The 25,156-nt window shown below is 66.8% G+C and carries 16 protein-coding genes; 15 read left to right on the top strand and 1 reads right to left on the bottom strand.

The genetic code is table 11. The annotated features are described in order from the left end of the window. The first annotated feature begins 31 nt into the window (after positions 1-31). The 10 genes from kdpB to VSR68_RS28640 all read left to right on the top strand — a co-directional run bounded on the left by kdpB (position 32) and on the right by VSR68_RS28640 (position 13,156). Positions 32-2,116 carry a potassium-transporting ATPase subunit KdpB gene (gene kdpB / locus VSR68_RS28685; RefSeq protein WP_342943076.1) on the top strand — a complete coding sequence of 695 codons (2,085 nt, stop codon included), beginning with the start codon at positions 32-34 and terminating at the stop codon, positions 2,114-2,116. 36 nt (positions 2,117-2,152) lie between these two features. After that, positions 2,153-2,734, top strand: coding sequence for a potassium-transporting ATPase subunit KdpC (gene kdpC / locus VSR68_RS28680; RefSeq protein ID WP_342943075.1), 582 nt, complete (start codon positions 2,153-2,155; stop codon positions 2,732-2,734). A 780-nt stretch (positions 2,735-3,514) separates the two neighbouring features. Further along, complete coding sequence (locus tag VSR68_RS28675; protein ID WP_342943074.1) at positions 3,515-6,484, top strand: DUF4118 domain-containing protein; 2,970 nt, start codon at positions 3,515-3,517, stop codon at positions 6,482-6,484. Further along, positions 6,481-7,179, top strand: a complete 699-nt coding sequence (gene kdpE, locus VSR68_RS28670) for a two-component system response regulator KdpE (protein ID WP_342943073.1) — start codon at positions 6,481-6,483, stop codon at positions 7,177-7,179. Before VSR68_RS28675 ends, kdpE begins: the two co-directional genes overlap by 4 nt. A 140-nt stretch (positions 7,180-7,319) precedes the next feature. Next, positions 7,320-7,640, top strand: coding sequence for a quaternary ammonium compound efflux SMR transporter SugE (gene sugE, locus VSR68_RS28665; RefSeq protein WP_342943072.1), 321 nt, complete (start codon positions 7,320-7,322; stop codon positions 7,638-7,640). A 303-nt stretch (positions 7,641-7,943) separates the two neighbouring features. Continuing rightward, a complete protein-coding gene (locus tag VSR68_RS28660; protein ID WP_342943071.1) occupies positions 7,944-8,555 on the top strand; it encodes a DUF4126 domain-containing protein in 612 nt (203 codons plus the stop codon). A 116-nt stretch (positions 8,556-8,671) separates the two neighbouring features. Beyond that, positions 8,672-11,161 (top strand): ABC transporter permease, encoded by a 2,490-nt coding sequence (locus VSR68_RS28655; protein ID WP_342943149.1) that lies wholly within the window; start codon positions 8,672-8,674, stop codon positions 11,159-11,161. Between the two features lie 86 nt (positions 11,162-11,247). Further along, positions 11,248-11,658 (top strand): group II truncated hemoglobin, encoded by a 411-nt coding sequence (locus tag VSR68_RS28650; protein WP_342943070.1) that lies wholly within the window; start codon positions 11,248-11,250, stop codon positions 11,656-11,658. A 134-nt stretch (positions 11,659-11,792) separates the two neighbouring features. Next, positions 11,793-12,524, top strand: coding sequence for an alanyl-tRNA editing protein (locus VSR68_RS28645; protein ID WP_342943069.1), 732 nt, complete (start codon positions 11,793-11,795; stop codon positions 12,522-12,524). Continuing rightward, on the top strand, positions 12,521-13,156 hold the full coding sequence (locus VSR68_RS28640) for a DUF924 family protein (RefSeq protein WP_342943068.1): 636 nt from the start codon (positions 12,521-12,523) through the stop codon (positions 13,154-13,156). The genes VSR68_RS28645 and VSR68_RS28640 overlap by 4 nt, the downstream gene beginning before the upstream one ends. Positions 13,157-13,197: 41 nt before the next feature. Here VSR68_RS28640 and VSR68_RS28635 read toward each other — a convergent pair whose 3' ends face one another. Continuing rightward, on the bottom strand, positions 13,198-14,058 hold the full coding sequence (locus VSR68_RS28635) for a DUF1571 domain-containing protein (protein ID WP_342943148.1): 861 nt from the start codon (positions 14,056-14,058) through the stop codon (positions 13,198-13,200). Between the two features lie 279 nt (positions 14,059-14,337). Between VSR68_RS28635 and VSR68_RS28630 the strand changes: the two genes are divergently transcribed. From VSR68_RS28630 to VSR68_RS28610, 5 genes are all read left to right on the top strand, one after another. After that, positions 14,338-15,054, top strand: coding sequence for an ABC transporter ATP-binding protein (locus VSR68_RS28630; protein WP_342943147.1), 717 nt, complete (start codon positions 14,338-14,340; stop codon positions 15,052-15,054). Further along, complete coding sequence (locus tag VSR68_RS28625; RefSeq protein WP_342943067.1) at positions 15,051-16,457, top strand: ABC transporter permease; 1,407 nt, start codon at positions 15,051-15,053, stop codon at positions 16,455-16,457. Before VSR68_RS28630 ends, VSR68_RS28625 begins: the two co-directional genes overlap by 4 nt. Positions 16,458-16,506: 49 nt before the next feature. After that, positions 16,507-17,283 (top strand): outer membrane lipoprotein-sorting protein, encoded by a 777-nt coding sequence (locus VSR68_RS28620; RefSeq protein WP_342943066.1) that lies wholly within the window; start codon positions 16,507-16,509, stop codon positions 17,281-17,283. Beyond that, positions 17,280-18,704, top strand: coding sequence for a hypothetical protein (locus tag VSR68_RS28615; RefSeq protein ID WP_342943065.1), 1,425 nt, complete (start codon positions 17,280-17,282; stop codon positions 18,702-18,704). The genes VSR68_RS28620 and VSR68_RS28615 overlap by 4 nt, the downstream gene beginning before the upstream one ends. A 79-nt stretch (positions 18,705-18,783) precedes the next feature. Beyond that, positions 18,784-25,152, top strand: a complete 6,369-nt coding sequence (locus tag VSR68_RS28610) for a type I polyketide synthase (protein ID WP_342943064.1) — start codon at positions 18,784-18,786, stop codon at positions 25,150-25,152. Positions 25,153-25,156 lie beyond the last annotated feature (4 nt).

Below are 25,156 nucleotides of genomic sequence, written 5' to 3'. Positions count from 1 at the left end.
CACAAAACAGGCGAAGCAATTAGAGGAAGAAATGACTGACCATTCCGCTACGCGGTCCATGTTCGATCCGGCGCTCGTGCGCCCGGCGATCGTGGACTCCTTCAAGAAACTCAAACCGCACACGCAGTTCCGCAATCCGGTGATGTTCTGCGTGTATGTCGGCAGCATCCTGACGACGATCCTCTGGATCGCCGCGCTGATGGGCCAGGCCGAGGCGCCCGCGGGCTTCATTCTCGCGGTGTCGCTGTGGCTGTGGTTCACGGTGCTGTTCGCGAACTTCGCCGAAGCGCTCGCCGAAGGGCGCTCGAAAGCGCAGGCGGCCTCGCTGCGCAGCGCGAAGAAAGACGTGATGGCGAAGAAGCTCAACGAGCCGCATCCGAAGTCGCCGATCCGCATCATGACGGCGTCCGATCTGCGCCGTGGCGATGTCGTGCTCGTCGAGACGGGCGACACGATTCCCGCCGACGGCGAAGTGATCGAAGGCGTCGCGTCTGTCGACGAATCGGCGATCACGGGTGAATCCGCGCCCGTGATCCGCGAGTCGGGCGGCGACTTCTCGTCGGTGACGGGCGGCACGCGCGTGCTGTCGGACTGGATCGTCGTGCGCGTGACGGCCAATCCTGGCGAAGCGTTTCTCGACCGCATGATCGCGATGGTCGAAGGGGCGAAGCGTCAGAAGACGCCGAACGAAATCGCGCTGACCATTCTGCTCGTCGCGCTGACCATCGTGCTGCTGCTCGCCACGGCGACGCTCTTGCCGTTCTCGATGTTCTCCGTCGAAGCGGCGAAAGCGGGCCATGTCGTGACGATCACGGCGCTCGTCGCGCTGCTCGTCTGCCTGATTCCGACTACGATCGGCGGGTTGCTGTCTGCGATCGGCGTGGCGGGCATGAGCCGCATGATGCAGGCGAACGTGATCGCGACGTCGGGCCGCGCGGTCGAAGCCGCAGGCGACGTCGACGTGTTGCTGCTCGACAAGACGGGCACGATCACGCTCGGCAACCGCCAGGCGTCGGCGTTCATTCCCGCATCGGGCGTGACGGAAGAAGCGCTCGCCGATGCCGCGCAACTGTCGTCGCTGTCGGACGAAACGCCGGAAGGCCGCAGCATCGTCGTGCTCGCGAAGCAGCGCTTCAATATCCGCCAGCGCGACATGGCGACGCTGCATCCCATCTTTCTCGCGTTCAGCGCGCAGACGCGCATGAGCGGCGTCGATTTGCCCAGCCGCGAAATCCGCAAGGGCGCCGCCGATGCCGTGAAGCATTACGTCGAAGCGCACGGCGGCCGCTTCCCGGCCGATGTGTCGAACGCGGTGACAGAAGTCGCGCGTCGCGGCAGCACGCCGCTGGTTGTCGCAGAGAAGGGCGAGGGTGGTGCGCGCGTGCTCGGCGTGATCGAGCTGAAGGATGTCGTGAAGGGCGGTATCAAGGAGCGTTTCGCCGAGCTGCGCAAGATGGGCATCAAGACGGTGATGGTGACGGGCGACAACCGGCTGACGGCCGCGGCGATCGCAGCGGAAGCGGGCGTCGACGATTTCCTCGCGGAAGCGACGCCGGAGACCAAGCTCGCGACGATCCGCGCGCATCAGGGCGAAGGCCGGCTCGTCGCGATGACGGGCGACGGCACTAACGACGCCCCGGCGCTTGCGCAAGCCGATGTGGCCGTCGCGATGAACACGGGCACGCAGGCCGCGAAGGAAGCGGGCAACATGGTCGACCTCGATTCGAATCCGACCAAGCTGATCGAGATCGTCGAGATCGGCAAGCAGATGCTGATGACGCGCGGCTCGCTCACGACGTTCTCGATTGCGAACGACGTCGCGAAGTACTTCGCGATCATCCCCGCGGCATTCGCGACGACGTACCCGGCACTGAACGCGCTGAACGTGATGCATCTGGCAACGCCGACGTCCGCGATCATGTCCGCGGTGATCTTCAACGCGCTGATCATCGTGCTGCTGATTCCGCTCGCGCTCAAGGGCGTGAAGTACCGGCCGCTCGGCGCGGCGATCCTGTTGCGCCGCAATCTGCTGGTCTATGGCTTGGGCGGCATCATCGTGCCGTTCTTCGGGATCAAGCTGATCGACATGGTGCTGGCCGCGTTCGGCTGGGTCTGATGCGCGCGACGATAGACAGATAAAGGAAGCTGAATCATGAAATCGCTTTTTCGTCCGATGCTCGTGATCTTCACCGTGCTGACGGCGCTCACGGGTCTCGCGTATCCCGCCGTGATGACGGCGTTCGGCCAGGCCGTCTTTCACGACAAGGCCAACGGCAGTCTGATCGAGCATAACGGCAAGGTCGTCGGCTCGCGGCTGATCGGCCAGCAGTTCGACGCGCCGCAGTACTTCTGGGGCCGCCTGTCGGCGACGACGCCGATGCCGTACAACGCGCAAGGTTCGAGCGGCTCGAACCTCGGCCCGATCAACCCGGCGCTCGCCGATGAAGCCAAAGGGCGCCTCGATGCATTGAAGGCGGCCGGTCACATGTCCGCCGGCACGGCCGTTCCTGTCGATCTGGTGACGTCGTCGGGCAGTGGACTCGACCCCGAGATTTCGCCTGCGGCGGCCGCATATCAGGTCGAGCGCGTGGCGGCGGCGCGCAAGATGAACGCGAACGATGTTGCGGCGCTTGTTGACCGCTATACGCGCGGTCGGCAGTTTGGTTTGTTCGGTGAGGCGCGGGTGAATGTGCTCGAGTTGAACCTCGCGCTTGATGAGGCGCAGCACGGGTGATTGAGTGTGGGGTGTTGTTTTGCCCTTATCGCGGGCATCCGCGATGCGCCTCGCGGCGCGGGCGTTGCCCCTGTGCGGGGCGGCACCTACTTTTCTTTGCCGCCGCAAAGAAAAGTAGGCAAAAGAAAGCGGGCTAACACCGCCAGTGCTCTGTATTACCCACGGGCTCTCAACGTCCCCGTGTTTAGTGCGGCAGTGTGCTGGCTTGTGTTCATTGCCAACGCTCTAGCTAAACGCCTCACCCGCTTCATGCACGCGTGGCACGGCTAAGGGCATCGGCTGTTTCAGCGCCGCACGTCGGTAGTGAATGAGGTTGCTGTGTCGTACAGGAAGCCGCCCGCACTTGTAGCCGCATCGCGTAGCGAGGGTGTCCTGTGCGGTGCGAATGCCTACACACAGTTTGCCGCAAAGGGGCGGGGGAATCTTCGATGTCGCGGGCTGCAACGCGGGTGCATGAGGCAGGTGAGGCATCGAATAAATGCGTGGGCAACGCGCACGAGATAGCATGCTGTCGCATGAAGTATGGGGACGTTGAGAGCCCGTGGGTAATCGTCAAGCACTGGCGGTGTGAGCCCGCTTTCTTTGCTTACTTTCTTTGCGGCGGCAAAGAAAGTGAGTGCCGCCCCGCACAGGGGCAACGCCTGCGCCGCGAGGCGCTAAAGCGGATGCCAGCGGCACGTTAAAAAGACCAACGCGTCGCAGACAAAAAACAATCGCCGTCGCAGACAGAAAAAACGTGCCACCATACCCGCACGGAAGTGCAAACAAATACACGATGCCATGTCCCGCCCCGACCCCGACGAACTCCTCGACAAACTCCAGCGCGAAGAAGAAAAACGCCAGCGCGGCAAGCTGAAGATTTTCTTCGGCGCGTCGGCGGGCGTCGGCAAGACCTACGCGATGCTGCTCGCCGCGCGACGCCGCAAGGAAGAAGGCGTCGATGTCGTCGTCGGCATCGCGGAGACGCATGGCCGCGGCGAAACTGCGGCGCTGCTCGAAGGCCTCGACGTCCTGCCGCTCGCCCGCATCGAATACCGCAACAGGCTGCTAGCCGAGTTCGACCTCGATGCCGCGCTCGAACGCAAGCCGCAGCTCATCCTCGTCGACGAGCTCGCGCATTCGAACCGGGCCGCGCCAGGCGTCCAGGGCGCGCGCCACACGAAGCGCTGGCAGGACGTGTACGAACTGCTCGACGCGGGCATCGACGTCTATACGACGGTCAACGTTCAGCACCTCGAAAGCCTCAACGACGTGGTCGGCCAGATCACGGGCATCCGTGTGTGGGAGACGGTGCCCGACCGCGTGTTCGATCGCGCGGACGAAGTGACGCTCGTCGATTTGCCCGCCGAAGAACTGCTCGACCGCATGCGCGACGGCAAGGTCTACATGCCGCAGCAGGCCGAGCGCGCGGTGCGCAATTTTTTTCGCAAGGGCAACCTGATCGCGCTGCGCGAACTGGCGCTGCGGCGCACGGCGGATCGCGTCGATGCGCAGATGCGCGAGTATCGCGCGGACCGTTCGATCCAGCGCATCTGGCAGGCGCGCGAACGTCTGCTGGTGTGCGTCGGGCCCGGCCCCGAAGCGCCGCTGCTGGTGCGCGCGGCTGCGCGTCTCGCGGCGAGCCTGAAGGCCGACTGGATCGCCGTCTATGTCGAGACGCCGAAGCTGCAGCGCCTGCCGGACGCGCACCGCAAACGCACGCTCGACGCGCTCAAGCTCGCCGCCGAACTCGGCGCGGAAACGGCGACGCTCGCGGGCGCGGACGCCGTCTCGACGCTGATCGGCTACGCGCGCGTGCGCAACGTGTCGAAGCTGGTCGCGGGCGGCTCGGCGGCGATGGGCGTCGCGCGCTGGCTGCGCCGGCCGTTCGGCGAGCACCTCGCGGAACGCGCAAGCGATCTCGACCTCACGCTGATCCGCGCGAGCAGCGATGAAGCGGAACGGACGCAGGGTTTGACGCGCGACCGCCGCGCCGACCAGGAAGTACGCGCATGGCGCGAAGCGTTGAGCGTCGCGCGCAACCGCCATTCGCCGCCGCGCAGCTACGCGTGGGCGCTCGCGATCTGCGCGGGCGTGACGCTGGTCGCGAGCCAGCTGATCGATCGCATCGACCTCGCGAATCTCGTGATGCTGTACCTGCTCGGCGTGATCTTCACGGCGGTGAAGCTCGGCCGCGGACCGGGCGTGATGCTGTCGTTCCTCTCCGTCGCGGCGTTCGATTTCTTTTTCGTACCGCCGCGCATGTCGTTCTCCGTCAGCGACACGCAATACCTGCTGACGTTCTTCGGCATGCTGCTGACCTCGCTCGTGATCGGCCATCTGACATCGACGTTGCGGCGCGAAGCAAGCGTCGCGCGCCGTCGCGAGCAGCGCACGAGCGCGATGTACGCGATGGCGCGCGAACTGGCGGCCGCGCTGACGACGGAGCAGATCGTCGGCATCGGCAGCCGGCACGTGAGCGAGGTGTTCCGCGCGCGCGTCGCGGTGCTGTTGCCCGATAGCGCAGATCAGGTGAAGCAGAAGATCGACGATCCCGACGTGAGCATCATGCTCGATGCCGCTTCGCTCGACGTCGACGTCGGCCAATGGGTCTACGACCAGCAGAAGCCGGCGGGCCACGGCACCGATACGCTGCCCGCCGCGAAGGCGCTCTATCTGCCGCTGCGCGCGCCGATGCGCACGCGCGGCGTGCTCGCCGTCGCGACGCAGGACGAGCGCGAGCTCGACGTGCCCGAGCAGCAGCGCATGCTCGACGCGTTCGCCGCGCAGATCGCGCTCGCGCTCGAGCGCGTGCATTACGTCGATATCGCGCGCGATGCGCTCGTCAGCATGGAGTCGGAGCGGCTGCGCAACTCGCTGCTGTCGGCGATATCGCACGATCTGCGCACGCCGCTCACGGCCATCGTCGGCTTTTCGTCGATGCTCGCCGCGCAGCGCGAGGCGTCTGCCGATGGCGCGAATGCGGCGCAAGGCGAGCTCGTCGACGCGATCCACGAAGAAGCGCTGCGCATGACGGGCATCGTCACGAACCTGCTCGACATGGCGCGTCTGCAGGCGGGCGGCCTGAAGCTGAACCGGCAATGGTCGCTGCTCGAAGAGACGGTCGGCTCGGCGCTGCGCGACTGCAAGCGCACGCTCGCGCGGCATCCCGTGCAGGTTGCGTTGCCCGCCGATCTTCCACTGCTGCAAATCGACGCCGTGCTGATGGAGCGCCTCTTCGCGAACCTGTTCGAAAACGCGGCGAAGTATGTGCCACCCGATACGCCGCTCGTGATCGGCGCGCAGCGCATCGACGAGAACGGCAAGCCGTTCGTGCGCGTGACCGTCGACGATATGGGCCCCGGTCTGCCGCCCGGCATGGAAACGCGCATCTTCGAGAAATTCACGCGCGGCGAGAAGGAATCGGCGAAGCCGGGCATCGGCCTAGGGCTCGCGATCTGCCGTGCAATCGCCGAGGCGCATGGGGGTAGAATCGGCGCGGCCAACCGCGTCGCCGCCGATGGACGCGTCGAGGGCGCGCGCTTCTGGTTCACGCTGCCCGTCGAGACGCCGCCGCCCGGACCCGACGATGCGGCATCCGCGCTGCCGGAGCCTGACGAAGCCGCTGATTCTACCGAAGCCGCCGATGCCCCCGATACCACCGATTCCGCGCCCCGTGCAACGCCAGCGTCTGACACGCAAAAAGCGACGGAATCGCCGGAACCGCATAATCGACAGCAAGCCGACACGCATCCGCATACCCATTCATGAGTGACCTGAGCATCACCGTCGTACTGATCGAGGACGAGCAGCAGATCCGCCGCTTCGTGCGCGCGTCGCTGGAAGGCGAGGGCATCGTCGTGCACGACGCGCCGACGGGCAAGCAGGGGCTGATCGAAGCAGCCACGCGCAAGCCCGATCTCGTGATCGTCGATCTTGGCCTGCCCGACACCGACGGCCTCGACGTGATCCGCGAACTGCGCGGCTGGAGCGAGTTGCCCGTGATCGTGCTGTCGGCGCGCACCCAGGAAAGCGAGAAGGTGGCCGCGCTCGACGCGGGCGCCGATGACTATCTGACCAAGCCGTTCGGCGTCTCCGAACTGCTCGCGCGGATTCGCGCGCATCTGCGCCGGCGCAACCAGGGCGGCGCGAACGAAACGCCACAGGTGCATTTCGGCGGCGTGACCGTCGATCTCGCGCTGCGCCAGGTCTCGCGCGACGGCGAGCCCGTGCATCTGACGCCGCTCGAATACCGGCTGCTCGCGACGCTCGTGCGCCACGCGGGCCGCGTGCTCACGCACCGGCAACTGCTGCGCGACGTGTGGGGGCCGTCGCATGTCGAGAGCCATCACTATCTGCGCATCTACATGGCGCATCTGCGGCAGAAACTCGAACGCGATCCCGCGCAGCCCGAGCACATCGTGACGGAGACGGGCGTCGGCTACCGGCTCGTGGGCGTCGTCTGAGGCGGCTGCATCGCCATATCCGCCGGCGTATGGCAGACGGAGAAATGGCGCCCATCTTGATATAATTGCGCCCAGCAAGGACGACCTTGCTGCATCCGCTTTCAACGGGGACGGCCCCACTCACACTGGGCGTTCGTCTCGTGTCCTGGATTCTTCTCTTTATCGCCGGTCTGCTGGAAGTTGCGTGGGCGGCCGGTCTCAAGTCATCCGAAGGTTTCACCCGTTTCTGGCCGTCGGTGTTCACCGTCGTGACGGCGCTCGGCAGCTTCGTGCTGCTGGCGATGGCCATGCGCCAATTGCCGCTCGGCACCGCTTACGCCGTCTGGACGGGCATCGGCGCCGTCGGCGCATTCATTTTCGGCATCGTGATGATGGGCGAGGCCGTGACGGCCGCGCGGGTCGGCAGCGCGGTGCTGATCGTCGTCGGGCTGATTGGACTCAAACTGTCGTCGGGGCACTGAGCGCCGGCCTTTCGGCGCGCCGCCGGTCATCGGCCTGTCGCCGGAGCGTCGTCCACCCGTCGCTCGCCCTTCGTTGGCACACCCGTTCAAAAAAGTGCCGCAAAGATGCCACAAATGCCCGCAAAGCCCATGCGGCCGTCGAATTGACGTGGCTATAATGAGACGGAAATCATCCTGAAATTGCTCCGCGCGGCCTTGATGCGCGGATCCGGCGGCTTCGGCACGGCGGAGCCCCCTGGCTTCCTGATCCCGAGCGCAGGCCGCCGGAACTGACGGCACGCGACGCGCGCCTCGGAGGCGGCCATGCTTGAACCTCTTTCGCTTGCGGCGGGCTTGTCGTGGGGCAGCGGCTTGCGTCTGTACCTGACCGTGCTGATCGCGGGCGTTTTCGGACGCACCGGCATCATCCATCTGCCCGATACGCTGTCCGTGCTGCAGTCGCCGTTGGTGATCGGCGCGGCGGCCGTCTTGACCCTCGCTGAATTTCTCGCCGACAAGATCCCCGCGTTCGACTCGTTGTGGGACGCGATCCACACGTTCATCCGCATTCCGGCGGGCGCCGTGCTGGCCGTCGGCGCGCTCGGCCACGCCGATCCGTCGCTGATGACGATCGCCGCGCTGGCGGGCGGCACGCTCGCGGGCGCGTCGCATCTGACGAAGGCGGGCACGCGCGCGCTGATCAACCTGTCGCCGGAGCCGGTGTCGAATGTCGTCACGTCAGCGGCCGAGGACGGGCTCGTGTTCGGCGGCCTGTTGCTCGCGCTGTTTGTCCCCGTGCTGTTCCTCGTGCTGCTCGTGGGCTTTCTGGTGCTCGCGAGTTGGGCGCTGCCGCGTCTGTGGCGCGGCGTGCAGGGCGGCTTTCGCGGCATGGCGACGCATATGGTGTCGCGACTCGCGAGGAGCCGACACGATTGAGCGAAGCCGAACGCGTCACCACTCAGGCTCCCCCCGAGCTTCCGCCTGAACGCCCGAAGCGGCCTGCATCCGCGCACCGGCTGTCGCTGGGCCATCTGCTGCATCAGTCGTTGCGCATGACGGCGCGCGACTGGCGCGCGGGCGAGCTGACGATGCTGCTGTTCGCGCTGGTGCTGGCCGTCGCGGCGCTGTCGAGCGTCGGCTTTCTCGCGGACCGTCTGCATCAAGGGCTCGAACGCGACGCGCGGCGCATGATCGCCGCCGATTTCGTGGTCCGCGCCGATCATCCCGTCGATGCGCAATTCGCGCAGCAGGCCAGGACGCTCGGCCTCGAAACGGCGACCACGGCAATCTTCCCCAGCATGGTCAACTCGACGGCGGCGCAGCCCGTCTCGCGGCTCGCGGCGGTGAAGGCCGTGTCGCCGGGTTATCCGCTGCGCGGCGCGTTGCGGATCGCGCTCGCACCCGGCGCGCCCGACCGCGAAGTGCGCGGCATTCCCCCGCCCGGCGACGTATGGGTCGATCAGCAACTGCTCGACGCGCTGAAGCTGCATATCGGCGACAAGGTCAAGGTGGGCGGACGCGACTTCACGATCGGCGCGCTGATCACGCGCGAACTGGACCGCGGCTTCGCGTTCGTCAATTTTTCGCCGCGCCTGATGATGCGCGCCGACGATCTCGCGTCGACGGGACTGCTCGGCTACGGCAGCCGCGTCACGTACCGGCTGCTGGTGGCGGGCGGCGACAAGCCCGTCGCGTCGTTTGCGACGTGGGCGCACGAGCGCGTCGACAACGGCAAGATGCGCGGCGTCGCGCTGGAGTCGCTGCAAGACGGCCAGCCGCAGGTGCGCGAGACGCTCGATCGCGCGAGCCACTTCCTCACGCTCGTGTCGCTGCTGACGGCGCTGCTCGCCGCCGTCGCGATCGCGATGGCCGCGCATCGCTACATGCGGCGGCATCTCGACAGCTGCGCGGCGATGCGCTGCCTCGGCGCGAGCCAGCGGACCTTGCGCGCGCTGTTCGTGTTCGAATTCGCCGGACTCGGTTTGCTCGGCGGCATCGCGGGCGTCGTGCTCGGCTTCGGCGGGCATCTCGCGCTCTTCTGGTGGCTCGGCAGCCTGATCGACGTGACGCTGCCGTATCCGACTATCTGGCCCGCGCTCGAAGGCATCGCGGCCGGGCTCGTGCTGCTGATCGGCTTTGCGCTGCCGCCGCTGTTGCCGCTCACGCATGTGCCGCCCGTGCGCGTGCTGCGCCGCGAGTGGGGCGAAGAAGGTCGCACCGCGTGGGCCGCGTACGCGCTCGGCATCGCGCTGTTCGCGGGCCTGCTGATTCTCGCGGCGGGCGAGCTGAAGCTCGGCGGCATCGTCGCGGGCGGTTTCGCGGGCGGCCTCCTGGTGTTCGCGCTGATCGCGCGCGCCGCATTGTGGAGCCTGTCGCGCATCGTGCGCAGCGAGCGCTTTCATATCGGCATCGGCTGGCGCTATGCGCTCGCGTCGCTGGAGCGGCGCGCGAACGCGAGCGCGCTGCAGATCACGGCGCTCGCGATCGGCCTGATGTGCCTGCTGCTGATTGCGATGACGCGCAACGACCTGATCGAAGGCTGGCATCGCTCGACGCCGCCCGATGCGCCGAACGAGTTCATCATCGACATCCAGCCCGACCAGCGCGATGCGATCACGCAGTATCTGGGCGCGCATGGCTTTGCGGGCATCGAACTGGCGCCGATGGTGCGCGGCCGTCTGGTCGCGATCGACAACAAGCCCGTCAACCCGAACGACTACAAGAGCGAGGACGCGCGGCGTCTCGTCGATCGCGAGTTCAACCTGTCGTACACGACGCAGCTGCCCGACGACAACCGGATCGTGTCGGGCGAGTGGTACGGCGATGCGTCGAAACCGCAGATATCGATCGAGCAGGGACTCGCGAAGCTGCTCAACGTGAAGGTCGGCGACACGATGCGCTTCGACGTGACGGGCCTGCAAATCGAGGCGCCCGTGACGAGCGTGCGCAAGCTCGACTGGGGTTCGTTCAAGGTCAACTTTTTCGTGGTGATGCCGCCCGCAGCGTTGAAGGACTATCCCGCGACGTTCATCACGAGCTTCCATGTGCCGCCCGAGCAGCACAGGGTGATCGACGGGCTGGTCGGCCAGTATCCGAATCTCACCGCGATCGATACGGCGCCGATTCTCGCGCAGGTGCAGCGCGTGATCGGCCAGGTGATCGGCGCGGTGCAGTTCCTGTTCGCGTTTACGCTGGTTGCGGGCGTGCTCGTGCTGTACGCAGCGCTGGCGGGCACGCGCGACGAGCGTATGCGAGAATCGGCGCTGCTGCGCGCGCTCGGCGCATCGCACCGGCAGGTGCGGGCGGTGCAGATCGCGGAGTTCGTCGTGGTCGGCGCGCTGTCGGGCCTGATGGCCGCGCTCGGCTCGCAACTGATCGGTTTCATTCTCGCGACGCGTGTGTTCGATTTCACGATCGAATTCAATCCGTGGCTGCTGCCGACGGGCATCGCGGCGGGCGTCGCGTGCGCGGCCGTCGGAGGGTGGATCAGCTTGCGTCATGTGCTGATGCGGCCCGCGCTGCAATCGCTGCGCGACGCGTGAGAAACGTGTCAGAAGCGCGCGTCCTTTGATGCATCGGCGCGAACGCGCGATGCCTTTGTGTTCCTCTTGAATGTGTAGTTGCCCGTATGACTGATCCGATTGACGAAGCACCGTCGCAGCCGACGGCCTTCGAACTCGTGGGCGGCGAGGCGCGCGTGCGCGAACTCGTCGACCGTTTCTACGACCTGATGGACCTCGAAGCCGATTTCGCCGGCATTCGCAAGCTGCATCCGCCGACGCTCGAAGGCTCGCGCGACAAGCTGTTCTGGTTCCTGTGCGGCTGGCTCGGCGGCCCCGATCTCTACATCAGCCGCTTTGGCCATCCGCGTCTGCGCGCGCGGCATCTGCCGTTCCAGATCGCATCGAGCGAGCGGGACCAGTGGCTGCGCTGCATGGCGTGGGCGATGGAAGACGTCGGCCTGCCCGAGCCGCTGCGCGAGCGTCTGCTGCATTCGTTCTTCGATACGGCCGACTGGATGCGCAATCATCCGGGCTGACGCGTCGCGCGTCGTTAAAGCGTCGCGTCGAAACGGCCGGTACAGTTCCGCCGCGCGCGCTCCGATGTGAACGCGGCGGACATTGGCGATCCCGGCATAATGTCCGGCACGAACAAAGAATCAGGAGACACCCGATGACGACCCGCGCACTCTTTCGCGACGACGCCTATCTGACCCACTGCGACGCGTCCATTACCGCGATCGACGAACAGGGCATCCATCTCGACCAGACGGTGTTCTATCCGCTCGGCGGCGGCCAGGCGGGCGACGCGGGCGTACTGACGCTCGCCGACGGCACGCGCATCGAGATCGCCGACACGCGCAAGGCGGCATTCGAAGGCGCGACGCCCGACGACGCCGTCCACGTTCCCGCGCCCGGCCAGGAAGCGCTGCTCGCGCAGCTTGCCGTCGGACAGCAGGTGACGGCGCGGATCGACTGGGAGCGCCGCTATCGGCACATGCGCCTGCACACGGCGAGTCACCTGATGTGCGCGGTGCTGCCGTATCCCGTCGACGGTTGCAGCATCACGTCTGCCTACGCTCGCCTCGACTTCGCGACCGTCGAGCCGATCGGACGCGAGCAGGTGGAAGCGCGGCTCGCGGAACTGGTGGGCGGCGCGCACGACGTCGCGACGCAGTGGATCACCGACGACGAAATGACCGCGCGCCCCGAACTCGTGCGCACGATGAGCGTGAAGCCGCCGATGGGGTTGGGGCGCGTGCGGCTGCTGCGCATCGAAGGTGTCGATCTGCAGCCGTGCGGCGGCACGCATGTGCGCAATACGCGGGAGATCGGCGCGCTGCGCGTCGCGAAGCTGGAGAAGAAGAGCGCGCGCACGCGACGGCTGGTGCTGGAGTTCGCGTGAGCGCGCGAATCGACGCAGCCGCCGGGTCGACGCAAGGCGACTACGCGTCGCTCGACGCGCGTGCGCGCGACGTGCTCGACTGCTGGTTCGGCGCGCCCGGCTCGGATGAATACGGCACCGACCGCAAGTGCTGGTTCAAGCGCAGCGACGCGTTCGACGCGATGCTGCGCGAGCGCTTCGGCGCGCTGATCGAAGCGGCGCTCGCGCATGAACTCGACGCGTGGCTCGCTACGCCGCTCGGCTCGCTCGCGCTCGTGATCGTGCTCGATCAGTTCACGCGCAACTGTCATCGGCATACGGCGCGCATGTATGACGGCGATGCGCAGGCGGTCGGCATCGCGCGCCGAATGGTCGAAGAGGGCAGCGACCTGTTGCTGCCGACCGTCTATCACCGCGCCTTCGCGTACATTCCGTTCGAGCACGACGAAACGCTGGAAAGCCAGCGCGAAGGCGTGCGCCTGTACGCGCTGCTCGAAACGCAGGGGCTGGACCCATCGTATGCGCGCTCGGCCGTGCGGCATGCGAAGATCGTCGAGCGCTTCGGGCGATTTCCGCATCGCAATGCGCTGCTCGGCCGTCCTTCCACCGAAGAAGAAATCGCGTTCTTGCGCGAGCCGGGGTCGTCGTTCTGAGCGGTATGAGTAGACGCCCGGCCAGCGACCGGTAAAGTCGCTCAGAACCGGTAGGCAGGATTCTTCGGAGCGAAAGTCGACGCATCGAACGCCTTCGGCGTCACGCTTTCCAGCACGATTTTCTCGAACAGCTGCCCGTCGTTGTCGTATGCCTCGACCGTACGGAAGTAAGGCCAGCGCAGATCGAGTCCGAGCGTCTTCTTCTTCGCGTAGAACCCCGACGCGCCGTTCTTGACCTCGTAGGTGAGCGCGATCACGCGCACGCCGTCGATCGTTCGCACTTCGATGCTCTGCGGACGCAGCGCGCCGGCATCCGCATATTTTGTCGCTTCGTCGACGAACTGTGTCGCGATGAACTCAGTGCCGAGATCCCGCACGGAATGATTCGACTGCGCTCGCGCGAGCGAGCCGTCGATCGACGTCCAGATGGGCATGATGTTCAACATGCCGCCGAGATGCCCATACATCGCATCGCTGCGCTTCGTCTCGTCGTAGATCGCTTCCTGTCCCGCGTGCGGGCCGTCGGGCAGCCACGTCATATAGATGCGCAGCGGTTCGCGCGTCATCCTCACGAGCATGTGATCGGGCCGCGTCGTCCATTCACCCTTGATGCGCTCCTGACGACGCATCGTGAACTCATACGACGGATAGCCGTTCGGTCCTTCCTTCACATAGCGCGGCACCGTCTGCGGATCGAGCGCCTGGAATAGCGCGACCAGTTGCGCGTCGTCGAGCTTCGCGATCGCTCCCGTTTGCGCGGCTTGGCGCAGCCAGCGCACCTGCTGCTCGACAGCGAGCTTGCCCACGAGCGCGGGCGCGACGTCGGCCGTTCGCGCGTCCGTGAGTTGCGCCAGCGCCGGATGGACGGCGCTCGAAGCAATCGCGGCCAGCGCCGCGTACATCAGCCATCGTTTCGCGCGCTGTGAGCGTCGACCGTCCGCGCGGCGAATCCGTTGGCCAGACACAGTGTCATGCACGATGTGTTCTCCATCGCGACTGTCTTCACGCAGTCGCGGCTGTTTGCAAAGCCCCTAGTCTCATCGATCTTTGATCAATATGCTGTAGGGATATTTCGGATATCAAAGGAAAAGATAGGATTTAAGACTATTCGTATATCAGATGGCCGCAGAGGTTCTGTATCGTTCGCCGCCTAAAGAATTCGGATTCCAAAATTGTCCGCAATAACCACTACCGCGATACAGATAGATCGGCTCTGCAAGTCATATCGGCTCGACAGCGTGCAGGTCGTCGGGCTTGCCGATGTCTCCGTCCGGATCGCATCGAATGCGCTCACTGTGCTGAGCGGACCGTCGGGCAGCGGCAAGACCACGCTGCTCAACATGATGGGTTGCATCGACCGGCCCGACAGCGGGCGCGTCGTGATCGACGGGCAGGACACGAGCGAGCTCGCCGACGATGCGCTGTCGGACTTCCGCGCGCGCCAGATCGGCTACGTGTTCCAGAACTTCAATCTGCTGCCCGTGCTGTCCGCGTATGAAAACGTCGAATATCCGCTGCTGATGGCGCGTCTTGCGGCGCGCGAGCGGGCGCGGCGCGTCGCGGAACTGCTGGACGCCGTCGGGCTCGCGGACAAGGCACAGCGGCGGCCTGGTCAGTTGTCGGGCGGCGAGCGTCAGCGTGTTGCGATTGCGCGCGCGCTCGCCGCCGAGCCGACGCTCGTGCTCGCCGACGAACCGACTGCGAATCTCGACAGCCACACAGGCGCGGCGATCATCGACCTGATGCGCCAGATGCAGCGGCAGCGCCGCGTATCGTTCGTGGTGTCGTCGCATGATCCGCAGGTCCAGGCGGCCGCCGACGAACTCGTGCAGATCCGCGATGGCCGCATCGTGCATCACGAACGCGCGCTGCGCGCAATCGGGGGTGTCGCGGTATGAAGCAGGCACTGACCCTCGCGCTGCGTAATCTGCAGCGCAACGGCCGCCGCTCGGTCACGACGTTGCTCGCGATCGTCGTCGGCGTGTGCGCGATTCTGCTGTTCGGCGGCTTCAGCAAGGACATCACGCTCGGCATGCAGACGGACATCGTCCGGCACAGCGGTCATCTGCAGGTGCAGCGGCGCGGCTATTTCGCGTATGGCATCGGCAACCCGACGGCCTATGGCATCCGCGATTACGCGAAGGTGATCGACGTATTGCGCAACGACCCCATGCTGCGCCCGATGGCGCTCGTCGTCACGCCGACGCTGCAACTGGGCGGCGTCGCGGGCAACTTCGATGCGGGCGTGTCGCGCACCGTGTACGCGGAGGGCACGGTTCCCGCCGATCAGACGCGCATGGAAGCGTGGAACGACTACGGGTTTCCGCTCGATCGCGAAGCGTCGCCGCTGCAAGGCACGGCCGACGATGCCGCCGTCATCGGCGAAGGGCTCGCGCGCGTGCTGCAACTTTGCGCGCCGCTGCACGTGAAGGATTGCGCGATGCCGCAGGCGCTGCTCGACGACCGCAAGCAGCGCGAGACGGACGCCGCGCCCGCCGACGTGCTCGCGCTCGCGGCGGCCGAAGCGTCGAGCGCGACGAAGGCGCCGGCGGTGGCCCGCATCGACATGCTCGCGACGAGCGTGCACGGCGCGCCGAACGTCGGCGGCTTTACGGTGGTGAAGGGCGAGCAGCAGGGCGTGAAGGAGCTGGACGACATCTATCTCGCGCTGCATCTGGCGGGCGCGCAGCGCCTCGTCTACGGCGCGGACGAGCCGCGCGTGACGGCAATCGAAGTGCAGCTGAAGCACACGGGCCAATTGCCCGCCGCGCAGCGCCGCATCGAACAGCTGCTCGCCGCGCAGTTTCCCGATCAGCCGATGGAAGTGCTCGACTTCGCGACCCTCAATCCGTTCTACGGACAGACGAACTCGATGTTCGACGTGATCTTCGGCTTCGTGTTCGTGCTGATCAGCGCAATCGTGCTGTTCGTCATCACGAACACGATGAGCACGGTGGTCGTCGAGCGCACCGTCGAAATCGGCACGCTGCGCGCAATGGGCAATCGCCGCAGCGACATCCAGCGGCTTTTCGTCTGCGAAGGGCTGCTGCTCGGCGTGTTCGGCACGGCGGCGGGCGTCGCCGTTGCGCTGCTGCTCGCGGCCTTGATTAATCGCAGCGGTCTCACGTGGACGCCGCCCGCGCGCGTCGACTCGATCGCGCTGACCGTGCGCGTGTGGGGCGAATGGCGGCCGATCGCGCTGACGTTCGCGACGCTCGCGTGTGTGGCGGTGCTGTCCGCATGGTGGCCCGCGCGGCGCGCGGCGCGGCTGTCGATCGTCGATGCGCTGCGCCATGTCTGAGTTGTTGTTCTTGTCGTTGCCCTTGTTCTGTTCTGTCGGGAGTGGGTTCGTGCGTCGTCTGTTATTTGCCGGGTTGTTGTCCGGTGTGCTGATTTCGGGGGCGTTTGCCCAGGCCGCGCCGGATGCGCAGCGGATGCTCGCGGCAAGCGACGCGATCCGTTCGCCGTCCAGCCCCTTCGTGCTGAATGCCGCGCTGACGGAATACCGCGCGGGCAAGCAGGTGGATTCGAATGCGCTGTCGATCTGGTCGAAACCCGATGACGGCGGCGGGACGTACCGCACGCTGGTGCGCTTCGAGGCGCCCGCGCGCGACACCGGCAAGCTGATGCTGAAGAACGGCAACGACCTGTGGTTCTACGATCCCGCAAGCCAGGCGAGCGTGCGCATTTCGCCCGATCAGCGGCTGCTCGGCCAGGAATCGAATGGCGATGTCGTCACGACCAATTTCGCGCACGACTACACGGCGACGCTCAAGGGTACGGAAGACGTGATGGACGGCGACCGGCAGACGCGCCGCTGCAACTCGCTTTCGCTGACGGGCAACGTGCCGGGCCTGACGTACAGGCGCATCGACATGTGGCTCGATGCGCAATCCAGCCGGCCCGTGAAGGCGAAGTTCTATTCGGAAAGCGGCCGGCTGCTGAAGACGGCGTTCTATCGCAGCTATGCGCCGCAGCTCGGCGCCGAGCGGCCGACCGAGATCGTCATCATCGACGGGCTCGATTCGAGCTGGGTGACGGTGCTGCGTTTCTCGAACTACGCGTGGCACGAGATTCCCGATGCGTGGCTGCAGCGCGATTACGTGCCGCGCTTCAAGCCGCAATGAGCCTGACGGGTTCACGAGGGCTGACGTCGATTGCGCTCGCTTCGCTTGTTGCGTTCGCTTCGTGGCTGCCGGATGTGGCCTTGGCGGCTGCGGCGGGAGACGACGGCGAAGCGGCCGCCTCCAATGACGTCGTTGATGACGCGCAGGTTTTGCCCGCCACGCCCGCCGATGCGGCCAACCCAGCGGACACAACGAACACAACGAACGCATCGGCCGCCGCCGATGCCGCCGCACTGAGTCTCGCCGACGCCGTGCCGGTTGCCTCTGCGCCATCGCCTGCCATACATCCGTGGAAGTTCTTCGTGCAGGACGCCGTGCGCGAGAGCGGCTATCGCGATGCGCCGTCGTCGCTGCGCAATCAGCTGTCGTTCGATCTGCTGTATCAGCAGGCCATCGTGCCTTCGGTGAGCGTGAACTTCTCCGCGCGTTTCGATCGCTTCGATCCGCTGTCGCGATCGGCGGCGCCGCACCGGAGCGAAAGCACGATCCGCGAGGCGTTCGCGTCATGGAACGTGACGCCACTGACGGGCGTCGACGCGGGGCGCATCAACGAGCGCCTCGGCGCGGCCGTCGGCTACAACCCGACCGATTTCTTCAAGGCGGGCGCCGTCGACCTCGACGTATCGCCGGACCCGGAAAGCCGCCGCACGAACCGCCTCGGCACGGTCGGCGTGCGCGCACAGCATCTGTGGGACGGCGGCTCGGCGCAATTTCTCTTTTCTCCACGGCTCGCGAGCTACAGCGCACCCGGCAATCCGTTTGCGTCGTCGGATCTGCAGCGCACGAACGGCGTGAACCGGTGGCTCTTCGTCGGCAGCCAGCGCGTGTCGGCGTCGGTGCAGCCGCAACTGCTCGTGTATGGCGAGCAGGGGCAAGCGCCGCAGGTGGGCCTGAACCTGAGCGTCGTGCCGGCTAATTCGGTAGTCGCATACGCGGAATGGACGGGCGGGCGCCGTGCATCGCTGATCGGCCGTTCGACGGGCGTCGACGATCGCGCGTTTCGCACGAGCTCGACCATCGGCGCGACGTGGACGACGCCGCTCGATCTGTCGATCACGGCCGAGTTGCAGAGCAACGGCGCGGGCGCGACGCCTTCGCAATGGCGCGCGTTGCAGTCGAACGATCCGCGCGCGTGGGGCAGCGCGGTGCAAACGGGCGTCGCCTCACAGGATCTGCCGACGCGTCACGGCGCGTTCGTGATGGCGATCTGGCGCAACGTCGGCATTCGCCGGCTCGATTTGTCCGCGTTCGTGCAGGCCGATCAGGGCGGCGGCCGTCAGGCCTGGCTGGAACTGCGGCGCCACTACGACCGCTTCGACGTCGCATTGCAGTTGCAGCGCCAGGGCGGCCCATCGTGGAACCGCTACGGCGCGATGCCCGAATCGCGCAGCGTGCAGATGCTCGCGACGTTCTACGAATAAATAAAAGCGTACGCGCGCGGCGTGCCGGCGCGGCGAACACAACTCAAGAACCACACTCAACAGGACAGGAATACTGATCATGCGCGATATCGCGATAGTAGGCATGGCATGCCGTTTCCCGGCGGGGCTCGACGATCTCGACGCGTTGCTGGCGGCGCTCCGCCAGCGCACGGTGACGGCCGGCCCGGTGCCCGCCGACCGCTGGGACGCGGCACGCTACTACGCCGCTGACGAAAGCGCCAAGGGCAAGGCCTATGTCGACAAGGCCAACTTCCTGAAGCAGGACATTCGCGCGATCGACGCGGGCTTCTTCGATCTGCCGCCGCGCGTCGCCGAAAATCTCGATCCGATGCAGCGCCTGTTGCTCGAACTGATCTGGGAGGCGTTCGAGAACGCGGGCCTCGATCTGACCGCGCATGCGGGCAAGAGAGTTGGCGTGTATGTCGGCGGCTTCATGCTCGATCACATGATCACGCTGATGCAGCCGGCCAACCGCGCGCGCCACAACGCGAATACGGCGGCGGGCATGATGATGACGATGCTGTCCAACCGGCTTTCGCATGCATTCGATCTGCGCGGGCCGAGCCTGTCGATCGACACCGCGTGCTCGTCGTCGCTGGTTGCGTTCAGCTATGCGTGCCGCGACATCTGGAACGGCGACTGCGAGATGGCCGTGGTCGGCGGCGCCAACGTGATGACGCGTCCCGAGTACCCGATCGGCATGTGCAAGGGGCAGTTCCTGTCGCGCGACGGCCAGTGCAAATCGTTCGATGCGCGCGGCGACGGTTATGGCCGCGGCGAAGGCGGCGGTGTCGTCGTGCTGAAAACGCTGGAGCGCGCGCTCGCCGACGGCGACACGATACTCGCGACGGTCGCGGGCGCGGGCGTCAATTCCGATGGCCGCACGCCGGGCATCTCGATGCCGAGCGCCGACGCGCAAAGCGCGCTGATCCGCGAGGTGTGCGAGCGCTTTGCGATCGACGTGTCGAAGGTTCGCTATGTCGAATGCCACGGCACGGGGACGGCGGTGGGCGACCCGATCGAGGCCGAGTCGATCGGCTCCGTGTACGGCGCGGGTCGCGTGGGCGACGAGCGCGTCGTGCTCGGGTCGATCAAGAGCAACATCGGGCATCTGGAGGCGGGCGCGGGCATCGCGGGCATCATCAAGGCCGTGCTGTCGCTGATGCATCGCGAGGCGTTCCCGCTCGGCAATCTGCAAACGCCGCATCCCGGCATCGACTTCGAGAAGCTCGGCGTGCGTCTCGCCGATGCGCCGATCAGGCTCGCGCATGAAGGCGAGCCAGACGGCGAGCCGTTCCTCGTCGCGGTCAATTCGTTCGGCTATGGCGGCACGAATGCGCACGTGGTGCTGCGCTCGGCGTCGAACTTCGACGGAGCGCGTAACGCGCGCGCGCATGCCGACGCGACTCGTCGTCCGGCGGGCTTTCCGTCGATGCTGCCGCTCTCCGCGCGTCACCCGGAAGCGCTCAAGGCGCTGGCGCGACGCTATCGCGCGCTGCTCGCGCAGCCGGAGACGAAGCTCGACGACCTGCTGTATTCCGCCGCGCTGCGCCGCGCGCATCTCAGCGAGCGCGCCGTCGTGCTGGGCGCCGACCGCGCGACGCTCGGCGCCGCGCTCGACGCGCTCGCGCAGGGCGAAAAGAGCGAATGCGTCGTGACGGGCCAGCAGGCGCCGCAAGGCAACGCGCTGCCCGTGTGGGTGTTCACGGGCATGGGCCCGCAATGGTGGGCGATGGGCCAGCAGCTCTATCGCGAGGACGCCGTGTATCGAGCGGCCGTCGACGAGGCGGACGGCATCTTCCAGCGTATCGCCGGCTTCTCGGTTCTCGTCGAGATGCTGAAGGACGAGCGCGAATCGCAGATCACGCGCACCGTGTATGCGCAGCCTGCCAACTTCCTCGTGCAGTGGGGCATCGTCGCGATGCTGCGCGCGGCGGGCGTGACGCCGGGCGCGGTGGTGGGCCACAGCGTCGGCGAGGTGACGGCGGCCGCCGTTAGCGGCGCGCTCAGTCTCGATGACGCGCTGCGCGTCGCTTACGAGCGCAGCCGCCTGCAGGCGCGCACGGCGGGCACGGGCAGCATGCTCGCCGTGGGCGTCGGGCCGCAGGCGCTGACGGACACGCTGAAGCAATACGAAGGCCGCATCGAAATCGCCGCCGTCAACGGGCCGAACACGATCACGCTCGCGGGCGAAACAGCGGCGATCAGGCAACTCGCGGCGGACCTGTCGCAGCGCGAGATCTTCAACCGCGTGCTCAACGTCGAGGTGCCGTATCACAGCTATCTGATGGAGCCGATTCTCGGCGAGCTGACGCAGCGGCTTCAATCGATCGTCGCGCGCGAGCCGTCGATTCCCGTCGTGTCGACCGTCACCGGCAAGCGCTTCGAAGGTCCGGCGTTCGGCGCCGGCTACTGGGCGAGGAACGTGCGCGAGCCCGTCTCGTTCATGCAGGCCGTGCAGGGCCTGCTCGACGAAGGCTTTGTCACGTTCGTCGAAGTGGGACCGCACCCGGTGCTGTCGTCGGCGCTGCGCGATTGCGCGAAAGTGCGCGTGAACGAAATCCGCCTCGTCGAAACGCTGCGCCGTAACGAAACGAGCCACGAGCCCGAATGCGCGCGCGTGCATCGCGCCGTCGCGCAGATCTTCGCGAGCGGGGCCACGATCGACTGGACGCCGCTCAACGGCAACGGCCGCCTCACCGCGCTGCCGAACTATCCGTGGCAGCGCGAGCGCCTGTGGCTCGAATCCGATCGGGCCGCGTATCAGCGCGTCGGCCCGACCGACCGGCCGCTGCTCGGCAACGAGCACTATCCCGCGCATGATGTCTGGATTAACGATCTGGAGCATCAGAACCTCGCGTGGCTGAAGGACCACGTCGTATCCGGCACGCCGATCATGCCGGCGGCCGGCTACATCGAGACGCTGCTCGAAGCGGCTGCCACGCTGCATCCCGACGCGCCCGGCTGGACGGTCTCCGACGTCGCGATTCACGCGCCGCTCGTCATGGCGGGCGATCGCGCGATCGATTACGTGTGCGCATATGAGCGCGGCACGCGCGGTGTCGCGATCCGCAGCATCGAAGGCGGCAGGATCGGCGAGGGCACGCTGCATCTGACGGGCACGGTCGCGGCATTGAAGGCCGCCGATGCCACGCGTGTCGATATCGAGGCGCTGAAGGCTACGCTCGATCGCCCCGTCGATGCGCAAGCCTTCTATCGCGAACTCTCGCGCATGGGGCTGCAATACGGTCCCGCGTTCCAGTCGATCCGCTCGCTGCACAAGGCGGCGTCCGGCGGCCGTGTGCTCGTGCGCATCGAATGTCCGGAGGATCTGCCGCGCGACGGCTACCGCGCGCATCCGTCGATGCTCGATGCGTGCTTCCAGGCGCTGGTCGGCATTCTCGACGACAGCGATTCGACCTGGTTGCCGACAGGCTTCGGCGAGATGCGCGTGCTCGCGCCGTCGCTGCCGATGGCGTACTGGTGCGAGGCCGTGCGCGTGAACGCGACGCCTCGGCACGTCGACGCCGATCTCACCATTGCCGACGACAGCGGCCGCGTGCTGGCCGTGATTCGCGGGATGCGCGTGACGGCGTCGTCGGCGAAGCTCGAACGCACGGATGCATGGGGCGATCCCGTGAAGCTGCAGATGCTGCGCTACGAATGGTCGGACGGCGCGCGCCTGCCGGAGCCGAAGCGGCTGGGCCACTGGCTGATCGTCGAGGACGATGCGGCAAGGCAGACGGCCGACACGATCGCGGCCGGCTTCGAAGCGTTCGGCGTGCCGATGTGCGCGCGTCTGAACGTTGCGGCGTACGTCGAGATGCGCAACGGCCAGCGCGCGTTGCGTGCCGATGCGAACGCTGCGATCGGCGCCGCGCTCGACGAAGCGGGCCCGTTCGATGGCGCGGTTTTCCTGCACGGTCTGAATGCGTGCAGCGAGAGCGACGATCCGACGGCGACGGCCGCACTGCTGCTGATGCATGCCGTTACGAAGCATCTGGCCGCATCGCCCGCGCCGCAGCGTCCGCGCGCTTACGTGGTCACGCGCGCGGCGTTCGACACGACACAGCAAGGCGCGCACGTCGAACCGGCGCAGACAGCGCTCAATGGCTTTGCGCGCGTCGCGTTCAACGAGATCGAAGGCATGCGTTTTTCGAGCATCGATCTGTCGGCGGCGGCGAGCGCGGACGATATCGATGCCGCGATCCTCGAATTGCTGTGCGATGCGCCCGAAGACGAAGTCGCGATCCGTCGCGGGCAGCGCCTGTTCAGCCGGCTGACGGCGAATCCGTGGCTCACGCAGCCGCTCGTCGAGACGGTCGCGCCCGACGGTGGCCGCAGGTTGCTCGTGCGCGCGCTGGGTGAGCGCCAGGACGACGACGCGAACGCGGGCAGCGTGAAGCTGATCGAAGTGACGCACGAGCCGCTTGCCGATGAAGGCCTCGAACTGAAAATCGAAGCGCTGGCGCTGACGAGCCGCGCGCTGCGCGCGTCGACGGGCGACCGGTTCGACGACGATTTCGTCGACGTAGTGGCGACGGTGAGCGGCATCGGTTCGAACGTGACGGATCTGCGCGAAGGGCAGCGCGTGTACGGACTCGCGCCCGCCGATTTCGCGACGCATATCCGCGGTCCACGCGCCGCGTTCCATCTGACGCCGTTGTCGGATCATGCGACGCCCGCGTCGGTGCTGATTGCCGCCAGCCGTGCAGCCGTGGCGACGCGTGTCGTCGAACAGGCCGATCTCGGCGCGCATTCGCATGCGCTCGTGCTGGCCGACGAAAGAGGCGTCGCGGTCGCGGCGGCGCTGCGCGCGCAAGGCGTCGACGTGACGCTGGTCGCGGCTGACCCGGCGGCTGCGCAGGAAGGCGTGCTCGCCGCGACGCACGACGCGATCGAGCGCGCGTGCGCCGAACGCACGCAAGGCCGTGGCTTCGATGCGATCGCCGCGCCGCTGTGCGACTGGGCCGAGCGATTCGGCTGGCGCGCACTGGCGGCGGGCGGCGTGCTGATCGACACGGCCGCGCGCGCCCGTCCCGTGACGATGCCGCGCGCTTCGTCGTCGGTCGTGCGCGCGGATCTGACCGTGCTGACGCAGCGTGCCGGACGATTTGCATCTGCATTGCAGCGCGCCGTCGCGCGCGCCGAACGCGGCGAGCTTGCGAGAACCGACAGCCTGTCGGTGTCGCTCACCGATCTCGCGACGCGCAAGCTCGCGCTGCCGGACAGCGAGGTTTCGCTGATCGTGCGCTTCGACGATGCCGCGACACCATTGCCCGTTCAAGTACACGAGACCGTCGCGTTCGATCCCGACGCGACATATCTGGTGACGGGCGGACTCGGCGGCTTCGGTCAGAAAACGGCGCGCTGGCTCGTCGATCATGGCGCGCGTCATCTCGTGCTCGCGTCGCGCAGCGGCGCCGATACGGCGGAGCGACGCGCGTTCGTCGACGACCTCGCAGCGCGCGGCGTGCAGGTGCTCTGCGTGCCGTGCGACGTGTCCGACGCCGCGCAGATGCGCGATCTGTTCGGCGTCATTGCGCGTGCGGGGAAGCCGCTGCGCGGCGTGTTCCATTCGGCCGCCGTCATCGTCGACGAACCGATCGTCGAGCTGAGCCCGCAGAACCTCGTCGCCGTGATGCGCAGCAAGGCCGAAAGCGCGCGCCTGCTGCACGAACTCACGCGCGGCATGCAGCTCGATCATTTCGTGCTGTTCTCGTCGATCGCGAATCTGGTCGGCAACAGCCGGCAGGCGAGCTATGCGAGCGCGAACGGCTACCTCGACGGGCTTGCGTGGCATCGTCATTCGCTCGGCCTGCCTGCGACCAGCATCAACTGGGGGGCGATTGCCGACGTCGGCGTCGTCACGCGCGACGAAAAGCTCGAGCAGTTCATGCGCTACATGGGGCTGCGCGGGATGGAATCGGCGGAAGCGCTCGGCTGGCTTGAGCGCGCGATGCGCCGCGGCGTGCCGCAACTCGGCGTGACGCTGATCACGAACTGGGCCGACTGGGGCCGTTACGAAACCTTGGGCAGCCAGTCGCCGCGTTTCGCGGAACTGATCGCTGCCGACACGAACCGCGATGCCGGCGCGCGCGACGTGCTGAAGGCAGAGCTTGCCGCGCTGCCCGGCTCCGAGCGCTTCACGGTGCTCGCGGGACTGGTCGCGTCGCTGATCGCCGACGAACTCGAAACGTCTGCGGAAGGCATTCCGATCGACCGGCCGATTCTCGACCTCGGCGTCGATTCGCTGATGGCCACCGAAATCCAGCTGGTGCTCGATCGCGATCTGGGCATCAGCGTATCGGTGCTCGAGATTCTCGACGACCTGACGATCCGCGCGATCGTCGACAAGACGCTTGCGTCGTTCGGCTGGGGCGATGCGGATGAAGCCGCGCCTGCGCTGGCGGAGAAGTCGGCATGAGCGG

The organism is Paraburkholderia phymatum (assembly GCF_038900715.1).
GTDB classification, from domain to species: Bacteria; Pseudomonadota; Gammaproteobacteria; order Burkholderiales; family Burkholderiaceae; genus Paraburkholderia; species Paraburkholderia phymatum_A.
The sequence above is the reverse complement of the archived record's forward strand: the minus strand, read 5'-3'. Positions and strand labels throughout refer to the sequence as shown.